Annotated in this window: 24 protein-coding genes and 1 tRNA gene; 12 read left to right on the top strand and 13 right to left on the bottom strand. The window is 38.5% G+C overall.

Annotated elements, in window-relative coordinates:
* Nucleotides 1–133 precede the first annotated feature (133 nt).
* From BLS49_RS06445 to BLS49_RS06430, 5 genes are all read left to right on the top strand, one after another.
* A complete protein-coding gene (locus BLS49_RS06445; RefSeq protein WP_091227686.1) occupies nt 134–319 on the top strand; it encodes a hypothetical protein in 186 nt (61 codons plus the stop codon).
* Between the two features lie 366 nt (nt 320–685).
* On the top strand, nt 686–856 hold the full coding sequence (locus BLS49_RS24760; protein ID WP_175471336.1) for a hypothetical protein: 171 nt from the start codon (nt 686–688) through the stop codon (nt 854–856).
* A gap of 305 nt (nt 857–1,161) precedes the next feature.
* Nucleotides 1,162–1,359, top strand: a complete 198-nt coding sequence (locus tag BLS49_RS06440; RefSeq protein ID WP_091227685.1) for a hypothetical protein — start codon at nt 1,162–1,164, stop codon at nt 1,357–1,359.
* Between the two features lie 198 nt (nt 1,360–1,557).
* On the top strand, nt 1,558–2,394 hold the full coding sequence (gene dinD, locus BLS49_RS06435) for a DNA damage-inducible protein D (protein WP_175471335.1): 837 nt from the start codon (nt 1,558–1,560) through the stop codon (nt 2,392–2,394).
* 14 nt (nt 2,395–2,408) lie between these two features.
* Entirely contained in the window at nt 2,409–3,605 is a 1,197-nt protein-coding gene (locus tag BLS49_RS06430) for a site-specific integrase (protein WP_091227683.1), read from the top strand.
* Between the two features lie 106 nt (nt 3,606–3,711).
* Here the strand turns inward: BLS49_RS06430 and BLS49_RS06425 are convergent.
* Nucleotides 3,712–3,784 (bottom strand) — tRNA-Val (locus BLS49_RS06425).
* A 173-nt stretch (nt 3,785–3,957) separates the two neighbouring features.
* On the opposite strand from BLS49_RS06425, the gene BLS49_RS06420 reads away from it, so the two are divergent.
* Nucleotides 3,958–4,722: a polysaccharide deacetylase family protein gene (locus BLS49_RS06420; RefSeq protein ID WP_091227682.1), complete on the top strand. Its 765-nt coding sequence runs from the start codon at nt 3,958–3,960 to the stop codon at nt 4,720–4,722.
* An 80-nt stretch (nt 4,723–4,802) separates the two neighbouring features.
* Here the strand turns inward: BLS49_RS06420 and BLS49_RS06415 are convergent, their stop codons facing one another.
* On the bottom strand, nt 4,803–5,501 hold the full coding sequence (locus tag BLS49_RS06415; RefSeq protein ID WP_091227680.1) for a PIG-L deacetylase family protein: 699 nt from the start codon (nt 5,499–5,501) through the stop codon (nt 4,803–4,805).
* Between the two features lie 121 nt (nt 5,502–5,622).
* Between BLS49_RS06415 and trhO the strand changes: the two genes are divergently transcribed.
* The gene (gene trhO / locus BLS49_RS06410; RefSeq protein ID WP_091227678.1) at nt 5,623–6,516 is read left to right on the top strand and encodes an oxygen-dependent tRNA uridine(34) hydroxylase TrhO; all 894 of its coding nucleotides are present in this window, start codon (nt 5,623–5,625) and stop codon (nt 6,514–6,516) included.
* Nucleotides 6,517–6,543: 27 nt separating this feature from the next.
* Nucleotides 6,544–7,182, top strand: coding sequence for a helix-turn-helix transcriptional regulator (locus tag BLS49_RS06405; protein WP_091227676.1), 639 nt, complete (start codon nt 6,544–6,546; stop codon nt 7,180–7,182).
* A 65-nt stretch (nt 7,183–7,247) separates the two neighbouring features.
* On the opposite strand, the gene BLS49_RS06400 is transcribed toward BLS49_RS06405, so the two are convergent.
* Nucleotides 7,248–7,496: a YuzB family protein gene (locus tag BLS49_RS06400; protein ID WP_091227910.1), complete on the bottom strand. Its 249-nt coding sequence runs from the start codon at nt 7,494–7,496 to the stop codon at nt 7,248–7,250.
* Nucleotides 7,497–7,694: 198 nt separating this feature from the next.
* Between BLS49_RS06400 and BLS49_RS06395 the strand changes: the two genes are divergently transcribed.
* Entirely contained in the window at nt 7,695–8,312 is a 618-nt protein-coding gene (locus BLS49_RS06395; RefSeq protein WP_091227674.1) for a superoxide dismutase, read from the top strand.
* A 76-nt stretch (nt 8,313–8,388) separates the two neighbouring features.
* Here BLS49_RS06395 and BLS49_RS06390 read toward each other — a convergent pair whose 3' ends face one another.
* Nucleotides 8,389–9,423 (bottom strand): LacI family DNA-binding transcriptional regulator, encoded by a 1,035-nt coding sequence (locus BLS49_RS06390; protein WP_091227673.1) that lies wholly within the window; start codon nt 9,421–9,423, stop codon nt 8,389–8,391.
* A 110-nt stretch (nt 9,424–9,533) separates the two neighbouring features.
* On the opposite strand from BLS49_RS06390, the gene BLS49_RS06385 reads away from it, so the two are divergent.
* Nucleotides 9,534–10,448, top strand: a complete 915-nt coding sequence (locus BLS49_RS06385; RefSeq protein ID WP_091227671.1) for an ROK family protein — start codon at nt 9,534–9,536, stop codon at nt 10,446–10,448.
* Between the two features lie 19 nt (nt 10,449–10,467).
* Complete coding sequence (manA, locus tag BLS49_RS06380; protein ID WP_091227669.1) at nt 10,468–11,412, top strand: mannose-6-phosphate isomerase, class I; 945 nt, start codon at nt 10,468–10,470, stop codon at nt 11,410–11,412.
* A gap of 74 nt (nt 11,413–11,486) precedes the next feature.
* Here manA and BLS49_RS06375 read toward each other — a convergent pair whose 3' ends face one another.
* The 7 genes from BLS49_RS06375 to BLS49_RS06345 all read right to left on the bottom strand — a co-directional run bounded on the left by BLS49_RS06375 (nt 11,487) and on the right by BLS49_RS06345 (nt 19,571).
* Entirely contained in the window at nt 11,487–12,005 is a 519-nt protein-coding gene (locus BLS49_RS06375) for a DinB family protein (protein WP_091227668.1), read from the bottom strand.
* Between the two features lie 51 nt (nt 12,006–12,056).
* Entirely contained in the window at nt 12,057–12,269 is a 213-nt protein-coding gene (locus BLS49_RS06370) for a DUF3006 domain-containing protein (RefSeq protein WP_091227666.1), read from the bottom strand.
* Nucleotides 12,270–12,289: 20 nt separating this feature from the next.
* Nucleotides 12,290–13,216, bottom strand: a complete 927-nt coding sequence (locus BLS49_RS06365) for a ComEC/Rec2 family competence protein (RefSeq protein WP_091227664.1) — start codon at nt 13,214–13,216, stop codon at nt 12,290–12,292.
* A gap of 119 nt (nt 13,217–13,335) precedes the next feature.
* On the bottom strand, nt 13,336–15,561 hold the full coding sequence (locus BLS49_RS06360; RefSeq protein WP_091227662.1) for an Ig-like domain-containing protein: 2,226 nt from the start codon (nt 15,559–15,561) through the stop codon (nt 13,336–13,338).
* Between the two features lie 399 nt (nt 15,562–15,960).
* A complete protein-coding gene (locus tag BLS49_RS06355; protein ID WP_245742289.1) occupies nt 15,961–16,719 on the bottom strand; it encodes a carbohydrate-binding protein in 759 nt (252 codons plus the stop codon).
* A gap of 952 nt (nt 16,720–17,671) precedes the next feature.
* Entirely contained in the window at nt 17,672–18,439 is a 768-nt protein-coding gene (locus BLS49_RS06350) for a hypothetical protein (RefSeq protein WP_091227658.1), read from the bottom strand.
* A complete protein-coding gene (locus BLS49_RS06345; protein WP_091227657.1) occupies nt 18,429–19,571 on the bottom strand; it encodes a hypothetical protein in 1,143 nt (380 codons plus the stop codon). The genes BLS49_RS06350 and BLS49_RS06345 overlap by 11 nt, the downstream gene beginning before the upstream one ends.
* 347 nt (nt 19,572–19,918) lie before the next feature.
* Here BLS49_RS06345 and BLS49_RS06340 point away from each other — a divergent pair, with 347 nt between their 5' ends.
* Nucleotides 19,919–21,844, top strand: a complete 1,926-nt coding sequence (locus tag BLS49_RS06340; protein ID WP_091227655.1) for a hypothetical protein — start codon at nt 19,919–19,921, stop codon at nt 21,842–21,844.
* Between the two features lie 378 nt (nt 21,845–22,222).
* Here BLS49_RS06340 and BLS49_RS06335 read toward each other — a convergent pair whose 3' ends face one another.
* Nucleotides 22,223–23,932 carry a DUF2326 domain-containing protein gene (locus BLS49_RS06335; protein ID WP_036598452.1) on the bottom strand — a complete coding sequence of 570 codons (1,710 nt, stop codon included), beginning with the start codon at nt 23,930–23,932 and terminating at the stop codon, nt 22,223–22,225.
* Complete coding sequence (locus BLS49_RS06330) at nt 23,926–24,153, bottom strand: ABC-three component system middle component 6 (protein ID WP_036598453.1); 228 nt, start codon at nt 24,151–24,153, stop codon at nt 23,926–23,928. The genes BLS49_RS06335 and BLS49_RS06330 overlap by 7 nt, the downstream gene beginning before the upstream one ends.
* Nucleotide 24,154 lies beyond the last annotated feature (1 nt).

Here is a 24,154-nt window from a genome sequence, read left to right as displayed (position 1 = left end):
ACTGTCCTCCAGTAAGCGAAAAATTAGTGGTAGACAATCATCCACCAATAGCTGTTGATAATTTGCAGCCTTAATGGAACATGATTTACCTAAACAATGTTTTCAACACTTATATCCAAGGAGGGCTTTTCTAATGAAAAAGGATAAGAAGTTCAACATCATTGAAATTAACGGTACAAAGCCCATTAACGAATGGCTTGAACGCAACATTGAAAAATTCGCTAAGCGTGAATACGGTTTGAATATCACTGTAAATGTCATTAAGGTAGTTAAAGAAAGAAAGCTTACTGAAGATATTCAGAATACAGAACCCACTTAATAGATGATCTAGTTTCAATCGACGCCATCACCAATTGATCAATTGGTGCAATTCCAAATGAGAACATGCTGCGGGGTGCGGGGAATGCAGACGATTATGGTTTAATCTGGCTAGTTCTTCGCAATTTGCGAGAATCTATTTTGCGAACATACGCAAAAAATCACCCAACTGTTGCACATCACGTGCCCGAAAATGTCCTAACTTGAAACACCCCTATCAAGGATAGAAGCTTGTATTGATAGGGCTTTTGCTGTGCTGGTCTGATGGACTTGGAACGGAACTTGGAACAAACGCGGAACAATAATAACAATGTATATAAAAGAAAAAGATTTAAATATATATAGTGTTTTGACGGGAGTTGAGATCATGAAGAAGAGGAAAGAAGCTTTTACTCTCCATTTCCAATGCGTAGAGGATCATTCACTATCAGTTGAAATAGTCAAAAATTTAGTACGGGTTGAAACGAATAAAGTTTTTGCGAAGCATGGAGTCGTTTGTCACAATCTTGAAGAGATTCTCGATAAATATATCACGTAAATCTAACGTGATTGGAATGGCATATCACCAGACGCTCTATGAGCCATTCTGAGAGGTTTTTAGAGGTAAAATTCAAGAGGGAATATAAATCATGGGTTAGTGGATCTAAGTAGCTCTATACCGTAAAGAACTAGTCTAAAAGGCGCAATGAATTCTCTTGAATTGTTCTCGTTTTGAAGATGGTACTGTTCCCCGATTAATTCGGGTAAGCTAGTCGTAAAAATGACGATTTGCCTATTACAACGAGCATATTTATCTTTAATACTTATCTTTAAATCTTTATATCTATTTATGGGGGTACAATCGTGTCCCTCAAAAACGCTATTAGGTGCACGATCATGCACCTCATGAGGGGAGCAATCATGCACCTCATACGTTTTCCAGGTATGTACATGAATGTCCAGCAAAGTGACCAGCACACTGACCAGCAGAGCGTCCACAGAAAGAAGAAGGTATTAAAGAAGAATGTTGCAAAGGAGAATGTTGCAAAGGAGAATGTTTAAAACCTATGCCATCTATATGATAGTTACTAACACGCCGTTTAAGCTGAGATTCATGATAATGAACATAGGAAATTCAACATGACATGGCTGGAAGGGATAAATATATAGGCTGGGGCATCGCTACCAAATTTGTACGCATTTAATTATGAATGCTGCAATCATAGATTATCTATTCTATTTATGAGGAGAGATTTGAGAATGACAGATAAGCCTATCAATGAGCATATTTCACCATTTGAAGAGGCTCGGCAGATTGATGAGTATGGTAATGAATATTGGACAGCCCGTACTCTGGCAAAGATTCTGGACTACACCGATTTTCGAAACTTTGAGAAAGCTATAAAGAAGGCCCAAGTTGCCTGTGAAAACAGCGGACAGAACATTCCTGACCATTTTGTTGAGTCCAACGAAATGGTTGAGATCGGATCTGGGGCAAAGCGATCCATCAAGGACTATCGCTTATCCCGCTACGCCTGCTACCTCATCATTCAGAATGCAGACCCTTCGAAAGAGATCGTAGCTCTTGGACAAACATACTTCGCTGTTCAAACTCGCAAGCAAGAAGTATTCGAACAGGCTACGGAAGACGAGCGACGTATCATGCTGCGTGATGAGCTGCGCAAGCATAATTCACAGCTTGCAGATGCAGCATACCAAGCTGGTGTGCTCACCACCGTTGACTTTGGCGTATTTCAAAATCATGGCTACAAGGGCCTGTATGGTGGTTTGGATGCCAAGGGTATTCATGCCCGCAAGGGTTTGAAGAAGAGCCAAAAGATTCTTGACCACATGGGGAGCACGGAACTGGCCGCTAATCTGTTCCGAGCTACTCAGACAGAGGAGAAGATCCGGAGAGAGAACATTCAGGGCAAGGACGAAGCTAACCAGGCTCATTTTGATGTAGGTGCCAAGGTAAGACAAACCATTAAGGAACTGGGCGGGACCATGCCGGAGGAGCTCCCAACGCATGAGGATGTGAAGAAAGTTGAGAGACGGCTGCAGAAGCAGCAGATTGATTTGCCACTAGATGAGTGAGAGGAGTGAAGACAATGACCGTAATTAAAGACAAGAACGTCAAAAAGAATGCCTGGTACTTTGTCATTGAAGTCGGTGATGGAAAGAATCGGAAAAGAATAAAGCGCAGGGGATTCCGTATTAGGCAGGACGCTCTAGACGCTGAAAGAGAGCTGCTAAATGAGTTGAAGAAGGGGCTTGACCTGAACGCTTCTAAGACACTTTACCGCGATTTTATGCAGGACTATCTCCGGGATAAGAAGGCTAAGATTAAGCAACAGACACTGGACACTTACACCTTTCTAGTAAACAAGCACATTCTACCTACACTTGGAGACCTACAGCTGGGAGAGATCAAACCTCGCCATATTCAGAACCTATACAACGACATTTTGGAATCTGGCCGTCTATCCGGAGAAAATCTGCAAAAGGTTCATACCCTGATCAATGAGAGCTTAAAGAAAGCTGCAGGTTGGGATATGATTATCAAGAACCCCGCCGCGGTGGTTGACCGACCTAAGGCTACTCCTAAGGAAATGATGTACTGGACCGATGAGGAGTCACATTTATTTCTGGAGGCTGCCCGAGGTGACAATTTATTCTGCGCCTTCCTTCTGGCCATAACTACCGGCATGAGACAAGGTGAGATCCTTGGGCTCCGGTATCAGGACATTGATTTCAAGAACAGAACCATTTCTGTCCGGCAGGTGCTAAATCATAACGGGAAGAGTATTGAACCAGGAGCAAAGACGGCCTCAGGGGTTCGAGCTATTGGAATCGATAAGGTCACGTCCATAGAGCTGGAGAAGCTGAGCCATCGGGTGAAGGAAGAAAAGATGAAGAATAGGGATATATACCAAGACAATGGTCTGCTGATTTGCACGTCATTGGGAACGCCGCTTTCACCGCGCAACTTGAATCGATCGTTCTACCGTATTATTGAAAAGGTGAATGTAGGACTTGAACAGCGCCGAGCAATTGGAGAACAGATTGAGCCATTGAAGAAGATCCGTTTCCACGATCTCCGGCATACTCATGTAGTCATGCTGCTTAAGATGCGGGAGAATAGCAAGCGCATTGCCGAGCGTATGGGCTGGTCCAGTATCAAGATGCTTGACCGTTATTCTCATATCACGCCGCACATGCAGCAAGAGACAGCTGATGCATTCGGGGAAATGTTCTTCTCGGCACCAGATGGCACCAAAAACATAAAAAATAACGCTTTAGTCTAATAAAGGGCACCAATTCGGCACCAGATGACTGTTTTGGATGCTTATTTGAGTACAAAAACAACCCATAAAAAGCCAAAAACCCTTGATACACAAGGGTTTTTCTCTATGATCTGTAGTGGGTTCGAACCACTGACCCCTACCCTGTCAAGATAGTGCTCTCCCAGCTGAGCTAACAGATCAAATTATTAATTTTTACAAAGGAGACTAATATTTAATATACAGTGAATACAGCCAATTGTAAAGAGATACATTAGAAAATGAATACCGACATCCATCCATTCATTTCACTCAGCATAAAATTTCCCCTCTGGAAGCAACATAATACAAATATTGTGTTGGAGGATGTGCACCGATGCTGAAAACAAAAATAGCTCTGGCTCTGGCATTTGCCGTGGTTTGGGCGTTGTTTCCTGTGAGTACTGAGGCTAAACCCGCTACCCAGTTGAAGGACAGAAGGTACTACGAGGAGCGTGGAGATATTGTCTGGGAAGTGCCGACGACGGACAAGTTCATTGCGTTTACGTTTGATGATGGACCAGCTCCCAGACAGACCCCGGAAATATTGAAAATTCTAGAGGAATATCAGGCCAAAGCTACGTTCTTTGTCATTGGAGACAGAGTAGAACGAAATCCGGAAATCGTTCGGGAAGAGCTGAGACTAGGGCATGAGGTGGCTAACCATTCCCTTCACCATCCCTCATTTCAAGGCTTGAATCAGGACTCCATGTCAAAGGAAATTTCACGAACCCAAGAAATTATCACTCAAGCAACCGGACATACTCCTACGCTATTTCGTCCACCTGGGGGATTTTATAATGAAAGACTCATCAATATTTCCAAGCAAAATCATTTGCAGCTGATTCTTTGGTCTTGGCATCAGGATACTAATGACTGGCGTGCTCCCGGTGTGCAACGAATCGTGAACAAAGTGCTGAATAATGCCAGAAACGGTGATATCATTCTGATGCACGATTTTGTATACAGAAGCTCGCAAACGGCTGAAGCATTGAAGATCATTTTGCCAGAGCTCAAAAAACAAGGCTACTCCTTTGTCACAGTATCCGAGCTGTTATCTCACAAAGTTGCTCCACGTAACCACATTAAAGTCAATCATTAGCTAAAGAGGGACTCCTCCACTGCGTACAAAAAAATTGCTGCAGTAGTGAGGCAGGTCCCTTTTTCTAAATCCTGGCGTCACTATGAGTTCAAATCATCATAAATCGTCGATTCTGTCTTTTTAGGAAAATGCTCGCCCCGCTCCCAAACTAACACTAAATATTCTGGTGAGAAGGATGCTGCTCCAAAATTAGCGATGTCTCCAAAAGCACGTTCAATGGAGAATACTTGGGATTCATGACACTCCAGCGCGCGGCGCTTCATTTCCCAATATTGATCCCCCGACATTTTCATACAGCTCCGGTTCGTCTCTGGTCTAATCCCGTTATAATAAAGTTTCTGCACCGTAGCAACTTCCCCACTAAAAACCACATCATTCACTGCATGATGAATGACAATATGATCCGCATGACCTGAAATACCATCCTCAGGAAAAGTAACTACGATATCCGCCCCATGACGACGCAAAAAATCTGCAATGGACTCCCTCAGTTTAACAGGATCAACTTCCTTAAGCTTGCCATCCGGCAATCTCAAATGTTCGATCTCAGCAAGCCCGAGAATTCCAGCCGCATTACGCAGTTCTTGTTCTCTTTTAACAGCTAGCTGCTCTTTATTCATTTCACCGAGGCGTCCTGACTTTCCAGCGTCTCCAAGTGTAGCGGAAAGCAAAATCGGATAGCCTCCTTCATCTGCAATATGTCTTATCCAAAAAGAACAGCCAAACGTCTCGTCATCTGGATGTGCATATATGAATGCTACGGTTCTATTTCTATTCATGAAGTCTCCCCCTAAATTATCCTGTAGACTAATTTAACATACTTACTATACTTTAATATTGACTAAGTTATTAAAATTCACTACAATTCAGTAGAATCTATAATAGTAAGGTGATAAAATAATGAACCAAAATGCATATCGAATTCTTTTATATTATAAATTTGCACCTATCGAAGCACCAGAAGAGTTTACCGCCCGGCATTTGCAATATTGCAAGGAGCTTGGCCTAAAGGGACGTATTCTCATCGCTTCCGAAGGAATTAATGGTACGGTATCCGGAACGATTGATCAAACGGATCGCTATATGGCTGATCTCCGTGATATGCCGCAATTTAGTGATATTGTATTTAAAATCGATGAATCTGAAGGTCATGCCTTCAAAAAAATGTTCGTCCGCCACAAAAAAGAACTCGTTACTTTCAGATATGAACGTGAGCTTGATCCTAACACAATTAGCGGTAAAAGATTATCTCCTGCAGAATTCTACGAACAGCTGCAAGACGAGGATGTCGTCGTAATCGATGGACGTAATGATTATGAATACGATCTCGGTCATTTCCGTGGTGCGATTCGTCCAGATGTAGAATCCTTCCGCGAATTTCCGGAATGGATTCGTAACAACATGGGACAATTCAAGGACAAAAAAGTGCTGACATATTGTACAGGTGGTATCCGCTGTGAAAAATTGACCGGATTTCTTATTCATGAAGGCTTTCAGGATGTAGCCCAGCTTGATGGCGGAATCATTACTTACGGTAAAGATCCAGAGGTTCAAGGCCGTCTCTTTGACGGCAAATGTTATGTTTTCGATGAACGCATCTCCGTACCGATTAACCGGACAGATGAGGATGTAGTCATCGGACACTGTTACCATTGCGGAGTAAGCAATGACCGATATATAAATTGTCCAGTCTGCAATCTGCAATATATCTGCTGTGACGATTGCGAGCATGAGCATCATGGTTTTTGCTCTGATGCCTGTAGAGATGCGGCTCAGCCAGCCAGGCAGCACTAATAGTTACGCCCCGAAAGGAGTGTCTGTATGAATCAACCAAAAGAGAAAGATCTCTCAACAAGAGACCAAATTATGCAAATGATGAAAACATCCGGTCCTCTAAGTACAAGGGAGATCACCGTGCAGCTTGGGATTACAGAAATGGCTGTTCGTCGTCATCTCGGTACGATGGAGAGAGATGGACTCATAGAATCCAAAATGATCCGCCAAACACTCGGTAGACCTACAGCCGTGTACGGTTTGACCGAATTAGCTGAAAATATATTTCCTAAGAAATATCATACTTTAACCTTGGATTTACTCGGTGAACTAGCTGATGAGTCAGGCGAAGAATACGTCAATCATCTGTTTGAGCGGCGTAAAGATAAACTGAATCGCAAATATGAACCACAAATGCAGGGCAAATCCCTTCCAGACAAAGTGCGCAAGCTTGCTGAAATTCAAAATGAAAATGGATATATGACCGAATGTGAGCAGGTAGAAGAGGGTCACTTTATTCTGAAAGAGCACAATTGTCCGATCTCGCAAATTGCGAATCAATATACTCACGCTTGTCAATGTGAGCTAAAATTGTTTGAATCCTTGCTGGAGGCAAGCGTGGAAAGAACAGAATGTCTCGCTCAGGATGGCAATCGATGTGTATACGTTATTCGCAGTCGAGCCTAACAATAAACACCTCCGGTAGTTTAATGCGCATATTAACGCACTTAAGCAGCCGGAGGTTTTGTTCATTACAGCTCATGAAAAGCCTGTAATTCTTCTTCTATTTTTTGCTTGATCAACGTTACGCACTCTTCTGTCGTTTTCGCGAAGACTCGAGTACCGTTAACCATAGCATAAGGTCTAATTTTACACAGGCCGCATAAATTCAGGCAGTCAGTTCGGAGCACCGCAATCTCAGGATACTCCTCCTCCAGCTTTTCCAAATCAAGCGCGCTCATCAGATTGCTGTCGCAGACTTCTACGACAACGATGCCCATACCCACTCTACTGTCACCCCGCTTAATCTAAATATTCTTATTCGATCAATCATTATGATGAACAGCATACTATTTGTCAATAACTAAACAATGAATTAACATACTTAACATACATTTATGTTGACTAAGTTACTAAATATATCTATAATAGGTATTGTTGAGATAATTACTACATATCTAATGGAGAGGATGATAATAATGGCACATCAATTGCCTGCACTACCTTACGCTAACAATGCTCTTGAACCTCATATCGATGAAACTACTATGATGATTCACCACGATCGTCACCACAACACTTATGTAACTAACCTGAATGCTGCACTGGAATCAGCGCCTGAGCTTCAATCCAAATCTGTTGAAGAGTTAATCGCAAATTTGGACAACGTACCTGAAAGCATCCGTACTGCAGTTCGTAACAATGGCGGCGGTCATGCTAACCACTCCCTGTTCTGGGAAACAATCGGTCCTGACGGTGGCGGCCAACCATCCGGCAAGCTTGCTGACGCTATCAATAATGAGCTCGGCGGTTTTGACAAATTCAAAGAAGATTTCTCCAAAGCAGCTACAACTCGTTTTGGCAGCGGCTGGGCTTTCCTTACTGTAGATGCTAACGGCAAACTGTCCGTATACAGCCTGCCTAACCAAGACTCCCCCATCATGGAAGGCAAAACTCCTATCCTTGGTTTGGACGTGTGGGAGCATGCTTACTACCTGAAATATCAAAACAAACGCCCTGACTACATTGCAGCTTTCTTCAACGTAGTGAACTGGTCTGAGGTTGAAAAGCGTTACGAAGCAGCTTTGAACAAATAAGAATCAAATATAAGAAACTTACATCGCTAATAAAAAGGATATCCTAGAGATCGTTTTTGATCCCGGGGTATCCTTTTTAATTTGTTGATTGTACTCTTCTCACCGATTCACGAACAACAAGTGTTGGAGGAACGTATACACGAACAGTTTCTCTGTTGCGATCAGTTATTGAAAGCAGCAATGACGCAGCTGCATCACATACTTCCGCCTTCTCCACCCTCATCGTAGTCATTTTAAGCCCCGCCTCTTCCACATAATGAAGATCGTCAAAACCTGCAATGGATATGTCATCTGGTACTAATAAATTACGCTGTCTGAGCTGCTGAGACAAAATATAGGCAATCCGGTCATTCCCGCAAAAAAATGCAGAAGGCATCTTTTCTAATCCATCTAAAAAAGCTGCAATTTCTTTTTCTGTATCATGAAATCCATCCGAAAACTTCAGACAGAATAAATCATTAATTCGCAGCTTATGATTTTGCATAGCTAACCAATATCCAAACCACCGCTCTTCATGGCTCGTCGTCAAGTTCGTCGGCCCAATAAAACCTATATCACGATGCCCCTCAGAAATCAGGTACGACACCGCCTCACACGCACCTTCGATGTTGGAAGAAGTAACGACTGGACAAGACAAATCCCGATAATAGGAATCCAAAATAACAAGTGGAATGTCCATTTCCCAAATCAACCGGGCATATTCCTTATCCACAATTCCGAACAAAATTACACCATGATATGGAATATCCTTAAATACTCCCGGCAAAATCAAATCTTTTTCCATCTCTTGATCAATCGGTGTGATCACAGCATTTAATCCTTTTTTGCGAATACTTTTCTCAAGTCCCCATATCATGTCATGAAAAAACTGAAAATGATCGTTATCCTGATAGCTCATGATCCGTTCAGGAACAATTACCAAAATGTTAGACACTAATGACTCTTTTTCGGCAAAATGACCATAACCCAATTGTTTGGCCGTGTTTATAACTTGTAAGCGAAGTTCATCACTGACCCCCTTCTTATTTTGCAAGGCGAGGGATACAGCGTTTTTAGAAATTTGCAATTTCTCCGCAATGTCCTGCATAGATATTTTCTTTTTACGGGCCAAATTCTTTTCATTCCCTTCAAAACATGATAAACTAAGCTCAATATACTTTACAAAATAATAATTTGTCAAGTTCGTCAAGTAAATTGAATTGTTTTATGGAGGAATAAAACATGCGGTATGCAGCTGGTATCGATATTGGCGGAACTAAGTCTGCCATAGGTATTGTTGATCAACAAGGAACCGTTATTGCAAAAAGGACTTTACCCACCGACCAATCCGTTACTCCAGATGTTATGGTGGACAGAATCGCTGATGCTCTCAAAGAACTCATTCAGGATACAAAAATAGATGAAGCAGAGCTTATTGGTATCGGGATTGGAGCACCAGGGCCACTTAACACAAAAAAAGGCACTATCGTGAAGCCGCCTAATCTGCGGGGATGGTGGGATTTTGCCATAGTGTCCTCTTTTGAGCGGCATTTTACTGTGCCTATACATTTTGAGAATGACGCCACAGCGGCAGCCCTTGCTGAAAAATGGCTGGGAGCTGCTAAAGAAGCAGAAAACTTTGTTTACATCACCATTAGTACGGGAATCGGTGCCGGCATCTACAGTCATGGACGGCTAATAACCGGGTCTACAGGCAACGCTGGCGATGTTGGGCATCTCGTCATTGATCCGGCAGCAGGTGCATGCGTATGCGGTCAACAAGGATGCTGGGAATATATCGCGTCTGGGACAGCTATTGCAAGACAAGCCAGTCAACTTCTTGGACGGGACGTATCCACCAAAGAGGTATTTGATCTTGCTGATGATGGGCATGTACAGATGAAAGCTCTAGTTGATCAAGTGTTCCGATATATCGGTATTGGATGCGTTACTTTGATTAATACATTTGATCCAGAACTACTGGTAATTGGCGGTGGAGTCTCACAAGTAGGAGATCCATTATTCGATTGTATTAGAGATTATGTATCACGACATGCGCTGAACCCTACCGGCCGTAATACGCTAATTATGCCAGCCGCTTTGCTGCAGGATGCCGGACTCATTGGGGCAGCAGCTCTTGTTCATATACCTTATTAAATTTAAAGGAGACATTAAAATGACTACGCCTCTATTTCTAACACCTGTTTTTCAAGAAAGAATCTGGGGAGGACAAAAGCTGAAGGATCTGTTCGGTTACTCTATTCCTTATGAGCGCACTGGCGAATGCTGGGCAGTGTCGGCTCATCCTAACGGTCAAAGCGTAATTAAAAGTGGACCCTATGAGGGCAAAACTCTTGGTGAGCTATGGACTTCCCGGCCTGAGCTGTTCCGTTCGCAATCAGCAGTGTTCCCTCTTTTGACTAAAATTTTGGATGCCTCCGACGATCTATCCGTTCAAGTACATCCGGACGATGAATACGCTGGAATACATGAGAATGGTGAGCTTGGCAAAACCGAATGCTGGTACATTGTCGCAGCTGACCCAGGAGCAGAAATTATTTACGGTCATGAAGCAACCAGTAAAGAGCAGCTCGTGCAAATGGTTGAAAACGGCCATTGGGATGAATTTCTGACCAAGGTACCTGTCAAGGCAGGAGACTTCTTCTACGTACCAAGCGGCACCATTCACGCTATTGGCAAAGGGATTGTTATCCTTGAAACCCAACAAAGCTCCGATACGACCTACCGTGTATATGATTATGATCGTAAAGATAAAGACGGGAACTCACGTGAGCTGCATTTAAACAAAGCAATTGATGTAACGACGATCCCTCAGTCCTATCAGCCACAAGAATACAAAGTTGCTCAAAAAGAAGGTCTTTCCGTAACTACTTTTGTTTCCAATTCCTTCTTCACTGTAGAGAAATGGAACATTAGCAGCTTAACTCATTTTCAGGAGCAACCCAAATATATAATCTGCAGTGTATTAGATGGACAAGGTCAGTTAACGCTGGAAGATATAACCTATCCACTGAGCAAAGGGGATCATTTCATCCTCCCTGCTAATTTCGGCCCTTATCAAATGGACGGTCAGCTTGAGCTGATCATATCTCACGAATAGGCTGGAACTAAAGAAAGAACCATCGGAAAAGGAATTTTCCAGTGGTTCTTTCTTTTTTATTCCTCGTAGTTTTTTTATGCCTGTATGTAACGTTCATTAATGATTTTAAAATGATGAAGTGCATGACCTGCAATGATATAGACTAAGCCACGGGCGGAGCCGTTATCACCACTATAGCTTCCTACTCTCAGCCAGGCTTCATCGGTCAAATGCTTCACAAGTGATATAGTTGATGTCCGCACAACTGCGAACTCATCCAACAAATCCTGTACCGTACGATTATCAAAATTCGCATGGCTAACAAATAACTCTTCTTCAAATCCAGGCAGTGGTGTTGTATCACCTCTCGCAATCCGAAGCAGTCGATAGCTCATAACTCTTTCTGTATCAGCAATATGCCCCAGCACTTCCTTCAGGCTCCATTTTCCTTCTGCATAACGGAAGCTACCTTGCTCTTCAGTCAAGCTGCCCAAAGAAGCTCGTGCCTCTTCAATCTGTGCCTGAAGCAACGCTAGCACTGAACCTTCCGGAACTTCATTAATGTAGCCTTCAAAATGATCAGGAAATTCTCCCGTAAGCGGTCTTGCCAGCATAGACATGATCTCCTCTCACAATAAATCTTTAATTGATAGTTGAATCGGTGACTAATCTTCCCAAAGCTGATCCATTAAATCTTTAATTTCTTTTGTTCTTTCCACGGTCCGTTCACAGTTCACTACCCATTTTGTTCCATTCCATTCTACCACATCTCCCGCTTTCGCAGAAGAATCTACTAAATCTCTGCTAAAGTCGCGCGTTTTCCCATCAACCTCTATAATGCAGAGGTTTCCTTCAAACTCCTCAATGATACCCGTCATGAGTTCATCACCTTTCTGTGCTACCTTTCCGTGTTAACCGTATACTTTTGACCATCCGAATCAATTTCTATTGTACCTTGCAAATCATTACGATATACCTCAACCCCAGCCTTGCTAAGTCGATCCAGAATCGTCTGTTTCGGATGCCCGTAAGTATTCTCTCCAACCTGAATTACTGCATATTCAGGACTCACCTTTTTTAAAAAAGCAGCAGTTGTTGAGGATTTGGAGCCATGGTGTCCAACAAGCATTACATCTGCCTGTAAATCAACACCAGAAGAAATCATATCCTGTTCACTCTCGCGTTCAGCATCACCTGTTAAAAGAAATGAAGTACTGCCATAGGTCAATTTAACAACAGCACTCATATTGTTCTTGTCGTCGCTTGTATTCACGGGAGCAATCATTTTAACCTGAACCTGCTCATCCCAATTTAGGGTTAGCCCGGCCTTTGCACTCTTCACTTTAAGCCCCTTGTTGCTAATCGACTTCAGTAAATACTCGAACGTCTTTGTGTTTGCCTGAATCTTCGGCATATAGATTTCTCCGACCTCGAAGTTGTCAATTACTCGATCAAGGCCTCCGATATGGTCTGCATCCGGATGCGTTCCAATAACAATATCCAGGCGCTTTACACCATACTGCTTTAAATAATCGACCATGACTTGCTCCTGATCATTATTCCCTGCATCAATTAACATCGTCCTTCCAGAAGGACTGATCAACAGCTGAGAAGCTCCTTGTCCAACATCTAGAAAAATCACTCTGAGTCGATCTTGCTGAGGCAGCTCTTCATGTGAGACCGAATTTGTAGAGCCTTCAAGCACCCATTCATCAATGGCACAGCCTGATAGTGAAAGGCTTAATAGAATAGTAGATACCGTCAATAAAAACATCTGTTTTACTCGCTTCATTTTTCCGGGAAGCCTTACATTGCGTTTGATCATAGATGAAATATTCCTTTTCTGTATAGATTTCTAGTTACTCTTAATTTAAAAGAACTGCTTACCCTCTACAATGAAGGCAAACAGTTCTTTTATTTTACAGCAAATCTGTATTTATATCACTATTTAACCGTAACTCGTATTGTAACTGTTTTTCCGCCAAACTTAGCCTTTATGCTTGTACTTCCTTTTGCCACAGCTACTATTTTGCCATCCGTAACAGTTGCTACAGAAGGCTTCGAACTTGTCCAAACTGCGCTGCTAGCTACAGAAGAGGTTTTACCTGTATCATAAGCAGCTGTCAGCACGAGCGTCTTGGAAGCACCAGGCGCCAGAGCTAACTTCTTCTCATTTACAGTCAGACTCGTCAATTTTGGCACAACATTTACTTTTACACTTACGCTGTGTCCTTGATATGAACCACTTAATGTGGCAGTACCTTCAGCAATCGCTTTAACGGAAGTCGAAGTCACAGTGGCTATTTCATCATTAGAAGATTTCCAGCCTACTTTACTAGACAACACTACTTTCGTTCCATCTGTATAATAGCCTGTTACTTTAATAGCTTTCGATTTCTTGATGTTCAATTCGATCGCTGATGGATCAACAACAATTTTCGTAATTTTCTGTTCAATGCTAACTGGAATCGTAATCGTTTTGTTGCTGTAGGTTCCTTTTAACGTAGCCGACCCCTTCGTCAAGCCCTTGATGACTTTACCGGAAGCTCCACTCTTAATGACTGCATTAGAACCGGACAATGTCCATTCAACATCACTAGTGACAACAGCTTCACCACCATCTTCCCAAACAGCAGTTACTTCAGGAAGTGCTGTTTCTTCGCCGAGCACAATATTCATCTTCTCGACAGGTGTAATCAAGGCAAGTACTTTTTCTTTCACGGTAATTTCAACACTTACAGATTCACCGCGAATCGATTGCTTGGTGCTATCTACCACTTTTGAGTCAGGAAGCTTGGCAGTTAGTGTTACCGTACCAGATCCCTTGGCTACGATTTTGCCATCTTCAACCTTCGCTACTTCCTCATTGCTGGATGTCCATACAACTTCCTTACTGAAATCAGTTTCTTCACCGTCCAGCTTTGTTGCCTTTACCTTTGGATATGCTAAAGTCTCACCTTTAAACATCTCTAATTTCGTTTTCTCTACAACCCACTTTGTAATCGTAGGGTAGACAGTAATTTTAAAGCTTTTACTAATACCAAGATGATTGACTTTTATGTTTGAGGAGCCAACAGCTTTTGCAGTAATCTCTCCCGATGATACAGTAGCCGCCATTTGATTTGAGGAGGACCATTCGGCTGAAGCAGTCACTTGTTCGTTTGCATTGGCATGGCTTCTCATTTCTGCAGTTGCGTTAATCTTCTCACCGATAAACATAATTTGATCGGAGGAAGGATCAAGCAGAATTGCTTCAAATGGGGAACGTACATATACGTCTACCTGTGCTTTAACTCCATGATATGCAGCCGTTATTGTTGTTTTACCGCTCGACAGTACTTTCAGTTTACCATTCTCAACTGTTGCAACTGCTGTATCCGAGGATGTCCAAGTTGCTTTGTCTGTAACATCTAAAGTCGATTGGTCACTAACTAGAGTTGATAGAGCTTTTAGCTGAACATCAGTGTCATCAACAAGAAGCTCAATATCTTTTGCCGGCTCACTTGAAGTGCCTTGGAATAATTTCAGTTTGGAATAAGGCGAGGTTACCTTAGCCTCAAAGGTAGCCGTCAAACCAGCGTATTTGACAGTAATGGTTGCCGAACCTTCACCCAAAAGTTTAATAATCCCTTTATCAACCGTAAGAACGGCGGAATTGGATGAAGACCATGTTGCATCCTTAGTAACATCTTTATTTGAACCAGTAGCATTATCGATAATCGCAATCGCAGTAGCTTTCAATGATGCTTCATCATCGCCAAGTACGTAATTGCCGCTTTGCAAGTATTCCAGTTTTAATTCCTTATAAGTATCGATTGCTTTAACTTCAATCGTTGATACTGCTGAACCATTATAAACTGCCTTAATAACTGCACTACCACTCTGCAATGGTGTAACTACGCCATTAAGCACCTTTACAACTTCGGGATTACTGGAAGTCCAGTCTACAACTCCAGTAACATCACGTTTAGTAGATGAACCTTCTACTGTTCCCCATACCTTTAACTGCTTAGTCGTTTTGCCAATCGTTAGTTCCAAACCTGAACTTGATCCTTCAATTTCAATAGAAATAACATCTCCAGTAGCTGCAAAGGCGCTTGCAGGAAATACTGCGGCAAGGATTAGCGCCATAACAAGGAGGCATTTCGTAAACTTCCTGTTAACAGTCATTCATTTCTCTCCTTTAATTTGGTAGTCATCGTTGCCGGAGACTCATCCAGCCCTATGCGTACTTTATCGGCAAATGGGCTAAATTTCGTAAGACATATGAAAAAAATAATACATTGGTCCTAAAAAAACCTCTTCTAGCTGAGAGTGGACTAGGATGTGCAGAGCTCAGTACAGTATGCCGATGGGAATCTACCATTTCACCCTTTTTCTGGGCATGATCAACGGGAACTAAGCCATGAGGAGGAAGCCCTGCGCAAAGGCAGAGGGTCTACAGGTGAAGAAAAAGGACACCTTCCCTAAATAAACTCAGAAACAAACATGCGTTAATTCACAGAGAAAAGGATCACAGAGCGGAATAGTTACCGCCTGTGATCCTCTCTTATTGAATATTAAAATGAATTATTGTACCTCGTAATTATTGCCATAGTTATTATCCCAATAGGTTTGCCCGCCAGTTGTATACTCAATCGCATATTTAACATTTGTAGCACCCGGAACGTTGATGCTGTAGTTCCAGTTTTCAACACTGTTGAAATTATTCAAGGAGCCATTATAAGTGGCGTAGCCCTCATGAGTCGTTGCCCAGTTGTCCGTGGTGTACCGTATTTTTACTGTTTTCGTCGGATTCAGGTTTTTCACATAGATATTGCCGCTGAATGTACCATTGCTCAGAGTACTATTGGCGTTAAGCACATTTGGTGCGCCCAAAATGACGGATCTTAGGGGAAATGTACTATTCACTTCATTGTAATAGTTCGCTGACCCGTTGTTATCCCAATAGGTCTGGTTATTCACTTCGTATTTAATGGCAAACTTTATGAAGTTCAGATTCTTCAACTCGGAATGATCTGTGGTAGAACCATTTGTGGAGATGCTAAAATGCCATTTCTCATTGCTTGCATCCGTCGGCCCTACATAATACGCACTCGTATCATACCAAGTTGTGTCATCTGTTGTGTAATGGACAGTTACATTCTTCACGGGTCCCAGATTCGCAACTTCAATATTGCCGCTGAATCCGACATACCCAGGTTTATAAATAACGCTGACTTCAGAGTCGATAAGCTTGACCTCGTTGCCGCTGGCAAATGCCGATCCAGCAAAAGAAATACCAAAAATCAGAGTAAACAGCATTAATCCAGCAAATAGTTTTTTCATTGCTTTCACAGTTCTCGCTCCTCTAATTCAGATTTTTACACCACAGTCTGCCGACAAAGAAGACATAGATTCGCACGCTTTATTGTTCTTACATCCCTCCTTGTTACATTACGAAAAAATTTGAAATTTTCTGTAAGTTAATTATTTCCTATTCAACAATAACTCTAGCTAAATTTTATGTAAATAGTAAAAAAGTAGCATTTCTTATATATTAAGTAATGTTGCTTTTTGTCATAAAAGTCTGAATAACAGGAATTCAGCATAACAAAATCCCCTCTTCAACCTTTTTTGAACGAACAAAGGTTCCAGCCCAAATGAGCTGAAACCCTTGATTTCATTGATGCCGAGGACGGGGGGCGAACCTGTACGGTACTCACGTACCGCAGGATTTTAAGTCTTGAAGTAGTTCTTTTAGTGCCTTTTCTACACTACGAGAAAATCGAGCTTAAAGCCTTTAGCCATGCTGGTTTAAGGCACTTTTTTGTGTTCCATACTCTCTATGTTCGAGGATTGGGATATGCAGCCATGTTAGCAAAAATGTTAGCAAATAATTGAGCAGGAGCTAAATGCTTCTGCTCTTTTTTTATCCTTGTTTGAATCACATCAATTAGATCCTGAATTTTAAAATTGGTGTTTTGAGCTTGTTCTAAGTATCGGAATCATCGACTGTAGATACAGTCTGGACAAGGGATTCCGGCAAACCAATAAACTTGGCGACCTTGCATGCGCTGATGCCACCTTTGTACCTGTGAATGCTGGCTTCATTCAAGCAACATTTTCTATGCTGGAATGGCTTGAAAAGAAGTGTCTGAATAATTATTTGCGGTCAAGATGAACCCGTTTCTCAACGGTTAGTATCATTGAGCATTTTTTTCTTAATGGCATCGTAACCCCGAGGTACCCTATTATGTATTCTGGAAAGACTCCATCTTAATCTACCAATCCAATAAGATTAGCTTTTCTTCTCTATTAATTTACTTAATCTTTCCAAAGCGTGGTCTTTCTCTGATGGACCAGGTGATTTACTTTCAGATTCACTAATTGTTGTATCTTCTTCTGAAAAGCTATTATTGATTCCAGTTAAAACATAGTCTAGAAGTTCAGTCTTTTCTCGTTCTTTTTTAGCTATATTCATTCGTCTAAGTGAATTTATTATAAATAATACAGACTCAATAAATATTACAACTAAAATTATGATAACAATTGACCTTTTAGTTGTATTTTTATTCTCGTTATATGGAATTATATTACTCGAAATATCATCGGAATAAGAGGCATAGAAGTTTTTATAGTCTTCATGAAACCATATTATTAATTCTATAGAAGCATTTTGAGATAACCTATCCATATTAACAATTACTGTTGAGTTAGAACTAATGCTGCTGTCTTTAATTGATTCAGTACTTTCTATTTTATAATCGAATATTGAACCATCTAAATCTAACTGGATTCTTAAATTTTTCGAAGAAATTCCTTTATTTTTAATTTTTATGACTCTTAATGAATCAGCAGATGGCCTGTTATTATTCTTGAGAGTATTATCATTCATTATTTCGAGTAGCTTGTCAGGTAAAAATTGGTTGGTCTTACTAGTTTCAATTATTAACGTAGAGTTATTATTTAATCTATCGTATATATTATTACCAAATAATAATACTAATAAAGATATGAAAGAACTTATAATAGCAACTATCACAGAAAGTTTACTTTTATCTTTCAAAGATACCTCCTCCTTGTATGCCAGGCATCTCAAAAACCACATGCTCCTTGGGAATATAGCTATTATAACGGCTGAAACTGATATATTGGAGCGCCCCTTCATTCACAACTTCAGTAATTTTTTCAGTAACTCCTGTAGAAGAATCAGCATCGTTTACAGAAAGCAAATCATCTGTTACTAATATTCCCGCACCATTATTATATTTTAAATCTTTTACATCTCTACAAAAAGTTAACCGTAAAACGAAAAGAATAATATTCTTCTCCCCATATGAAAAGACATTAATATTCCTTTGCTTCATGACGTCTTTAAAATTATAGAAATTCTCGTTCCGTTTGGTTAAATGATTTATAGTATGATAAAAAAAAGCATCAATAATTGATAATTGTTCATTGATAAACTCTTCGCTAAATTCCTTTTCTTGTATTAATATAGTACGTGCTCTTTCCATTAAATTATAATTTTCTATTATTTTTTCTTTGATTTTTTTATATTCAAAACCTATTATGTCATTCAACTTGTTTAATGTATTATCTTCGATGATTTTTGCTATGGAATTCTCTACGCCGTTTTTGTATTTCTCAACCATTTTCAATCCATGGTTATCAAATGCTACTTCATTTTCAATTGTTTTAATATCCTTTTCTATTGAGTCTAGGTATTCTGAATTATAGCCAACAATCTTATGGTATGTGTCCTGCTTCTCTTTGCTATTCCCTTTAATATCCAGTTCAGCATAAAAAGAATGTCCCAATATATCAAGCGTAGCAAGCTCATTAAATGGTGAAACAAATTTTATATTCATTAATTCAGTATATATTTGATTTAACTCAATTGAGTTTGCTTTGGCTTGCCTATGTATATCCCCTTCAAAAAAAATCATATTAGAAGGTGATTTTCTCGAAATACGCACACTCTTATCTTTAAACTTGCATTCCAGATAAGGGGAATCGAATGACCAGTAATTTATTAATCTCGTAAAGTTACCTTTCAGACCTAATAAATATTGAATCAAGTTGAACAAAGTTGTTTTACCTGAACCATTTAATCCGATAATATAGTTTTGTCCCTCATTGAAATTTATTGTAAGTTGCGGGTTAATATAAAGCCTCTTAATAATAATTTTACTCAAGATAACACCCCGATTTCTCTTTATTCTTCACCTTTATAACTTGGTTTCTTATTTTTAATACTGCTTTTTCTATTAGCTCTAAATCAAGATATTCAGCAAGGCATCCCACTATGAAAAACGTTTTATTCTACATAAACTTAAGAACTAAATTCGACGTTTTCCGGCATTTTCCTTTTTTAGATCAGATAAAGGTAGTTGATCATAGTAAGAATATCTAAGGGTCTGTATAATTTAATTCAATCTCTTATTGTATAAATTAAATATTTGCATGATATTATTTTCAGGGTGATAATAATCAATCTTTATTTGATATTCTCCAATAAATTTTTATTATAGGAGTGGTAAAAATGAATCTTTTAGATCCAGACAATTATAATTTTTATAAATTTGAAAACGAAATAAAAAAAGGCTTTGATAACATACTGGCATATTTATTAAGTATTTTAGAATCTCAAGGAATTGACAAGGTAATATCAATTATAAAGGCATCAGGTATCGCTGTTAGTTTTTATGAAGATACAAAAAACAAAGAGATATTTAATAAAATAATTGATACGCTTTTGCCATTGATTAAAGATGATGAAAAAAGAAAAGTAAATAACTTAATTACTGAATCAGAAATTATTGAAGATATTATTGCTAAATTTAATCAAATGCGTTCAGCATATTTCGATAAACTAGGGAAAGAAGTAGATAAATATCAAGTGGTTTCTTATTTGCTTTCTCTTGAAAGATATCTATATGGCCTAAGTGGGAATACAGATAAAAGTAAAAATTTCAATTTAAAAGTTGCGTTGAGGGATTCTGCAATCGAGTCTACAGGAATGATTTTAAAGTTCTTTATGTTCAATAACTATGAATTTTGCGGAAGTAATAAATTTATTGAAGCTCAATATCTTGATATATCAAGTAAACATATATTCTTTAGTACATACTGGAACGAAATAAACGATATGATTGAGTACTGGAAGTATTCTAAAGTAAATATTCTAGGTGAAATTCACAACAAAATAACATTTGAGATTTCAGACAATGAATTTGAGTTGAATAATATCATTTCAAATGAAAGGTTTGTTAACTTGCGTGAAGGTTGGCAAATGAGTGCTGTGGGAAAAGTATTGAATAAGGAATCAGATTATGAATTGTCTGATGAGCTAGAAAAGTTAACGTATCTATTCTCTACGTTGTATTTCGGTACACCAACCTTGGAAGAAAAGGTGGAAAATATTAAACTTTCAAAATGGATTAAGGCATATCAATTACTCATTAATGAATGCAAAAGATTTCTTGCTACACATGCTAGAAGAAATGGATATAGAATTAAAAATTATTGCATTAGTAAAACAAAGAAAATGTGGAAAGAATTATATTTAAAAAATGGTTTTTCAAACATAGAATTTGAAAGTATTTTTAATATATTTACATTTAATAACAAATCGCAAGATATCTTGGATTGCCCGTTAATTAAAGTGGATGATCAGTTTGTACTAATACCTTCGCTAATGATATATGCTGACCCGGCAAGAGCACTTTCTTCAAACTTTTTAACCAGAAATAGTAAACTGAATTTTAAGGGAAAAGGGTTTGAAGATAGATTGAAAGCTGGATTTAAAATAAATAAAATAAAATATTCATCTTTGTACAAAAGAGTAAACGATACTGAATATGAATGTGATGTGGCTTTTGTTATGGAGAATGATATATTTTTTGTCGAATGTAAAGCCCATGTTCAGCCATACACTACAAGACAACATGCTAATCATTTATTTAAACTCTATAAAGAGACAGCGCAAATTAATAGAATAGCTGACTTTTTCAGTAACAATCCTACTCTTATTAAAGAGCAATTAACTTTAGATAATGATTTTCAAATTGAAAATTATCATCGCATTTTAATAACAACTTCTATGATAGGTAGACCACTAGAGGTTAATGGAGTATACATAATTGATGAGTCTTCATTTAATATGTTTTTAAGTAGGACTCCTCCTTCATTGATGTTGATTAATGAAGGAGCTTTTAAACAGCACTTCACTCAAAAATTCGATGTATATCATGGCAGTATAACGGTAAATAAAATAATTGATTTTCTTAAATCACCTCCTCAAATAGAAATATTAAAGTCATTTTATTCAAAGCGGGTTATGAAACTTGATTTATTTGACATTTGTAGACATGCTAAAACAAATAAAACAGTTTATATGGGAAATGAAATTAACGATCTAGATGAAGATTTGCTTAATAAATATTATTCAGAGCAAATTCTAAAATAAAAGAGTTAACAGTGTATTTGTCGAGCGAGGAATGGCTGATATGCTTGTTGTATGTAATTTGAGTAACGGGATTAAAAAATTATTTATTTCAGCGATAATTTAATTTATTTTAAATTAAATTAGAACAACTATACCAAAACAAAGAAGACCGACCCTCTAAGATCGGCTTTTCTCATCTGTAAAAGCTTGTTTTTTCAAGCAATAAAGCCTGATATAAAAGCAGTTTTCACCAAAAAAACATTCAAGAAAACATTTTTTAAAAACCTTGATTTCACTCGTCTTTCCATACTTCAACTTACCCTAAACAAACGAAAAACCCTTAAGTATTAAGGGTTTTTCTCTAAATTAAGCATGTAGATCTTTGAACCAGTTTAAACACTATACTTTAAAGAACTTTTCATCCTTACTAAGCTCTAGTACTTTACACTCTTCAATTAGCGCGGATTCGATTTTGTCGACCCTTTCTCTAAGAATAGGAACAATATACTGGCCATTGATATCTCTAGATAATTCAAATATTGTTCTCAATTGATTGATATGGGTATTCTCTAACTTATCATGTATTACAAATCTTGGAGAAACAATGCTCATTTCTTCTGCAAACTTTATATAAGCTAAATCAAAGGCTACAATTATGCCCTTTTTCATTCCGGTTCCTACATTCCCCTTAAATAAATCCAGCGAAACAGGGAATTTATTCTGTTCCTTCCATTTGCTATTGTATACAAATAAATATTTTTCACCATACAATTTTTCACAGTAATCCGAAAAATATACGTTAAACTTACCTATAATATCATTGATATTATTTGAATCCATCTGTTGGCTAATTTGTTTGATATCATTAGTCAAATTATCTTTTAAGGTTTCAGCACTTGTTAATATTTTTATAGTTTGGTTTATAGCACCTTTTTCTAGGACAAGTGCTTCTATTTTTTGGTTTATAGAATTCAACTCTTCAAGTAGTCCTTCATCAAGTAAATCAATTGTTAAGTTTTTATTCTGTTCTAACAGTGTATCTCTTCCGTATTCCAGTTCAGTATAGCGCTTTTCTTTGATTGTTAATTGATCCTTTACAAAATCTATTCTATTTTGAATCATCTTATTATGAAATAGGAGTAAGTCTTCAAATGTTTTATTAACTGTGCCAATATAGGCTTTGGCTTCATTATAAATATAACTTATTTGACTATGATTTATATTGCTTTTTTCATTCTCTAATTTTTCTATATTTACAGTTATTTGTTTTATTTCAAATTGTAACATCTGCATTTCAGCTTCTACTTCATTAATTGAATTAATAATATTTCTTTTATTTTTCAATTCCTCCTTATAGGTCTCCATATAATCAAGGTTTTTTCTTTTTGTTGAAAGTTCTACTAAATCGCTATCTATAAGTTGTTTTCGTTGCTCTAAAATATCGAGCGAACTGATATTCTCGTCATGTTGTAAAAGTCTAATTTTTGTTTCTACTTCTTTTAGATTTGCTGAAAGAGTGTCTTTTTTACTGAGTAAATCATTTTTTATTATTCTAAAGAGGAACAGATAGATTGAATCATATGTATCGTTAGATGTTGTATTTCCAAGATATTTAATCATATTTTCAGAGGTTATATTATCAACTCTAACGAACTTAGGGATCAACTGTCTTAAAGTGGGGTTGTGCTCATCTAAATCAAACAATAAAAGCTTCAGTTTTCCCCAGAATTCTTCTTGGGTGAATTCAATAGAATCAATGATTCTTTTTCCTCTATTAAATAATTGTCTAACAATACTGCTTTTCTTTTTTTTATTCGGATCAACTAGAATTAACTCAGCTTCAACTTTATGCTCCATTAGGAATTCTCTTATTTCATGATTCTCACTTTTTGTGTCTACATCAAAATATAAACTTCTAACCGATTTAGCTCCAAGGCATAAGTCAATTATTTTAACAACTGTGGTTTTACCGACGTTATTACCGCTGTCTTTTGCTGAATCACTTGTGTTATCAACAATAAGACTTAACCCTTTATGATTGAAGGAAATATCCCTAATAATCTCAATTTCGGGTTTCGTTTTTCTTACGATTAGCCTATGAATTAGCATATTTTCACCTTATCTTGCTCAATATTTATTAGAGAAAGCATATATAACCAATCTAATGAATAATAAATAAAATCAATATACAGATTACTATCTATGATAGATTTAGTCTTTTCATAAAGCTCGTCAATAGATAAGGAGTCATGTTTTTTTAATAAATCTAAAATTATTCCACCAATGTAATACAGTGAATATTTCGGTTCTCTATCTATATTTATTATCATT

The sequence above is a fragment of the Fontibacillus panacisegetis genome, assembly GCF_900102215.1.
GTDB lineage: Bacteria > Bacillota > Bacilli > Paenibacillales > Paenibacillaceae > Fontibacillus > Fontibacillus panacisegetis.
This window is presented reverse-complemented; position numbering and strand designations above follow the sequence as displayed.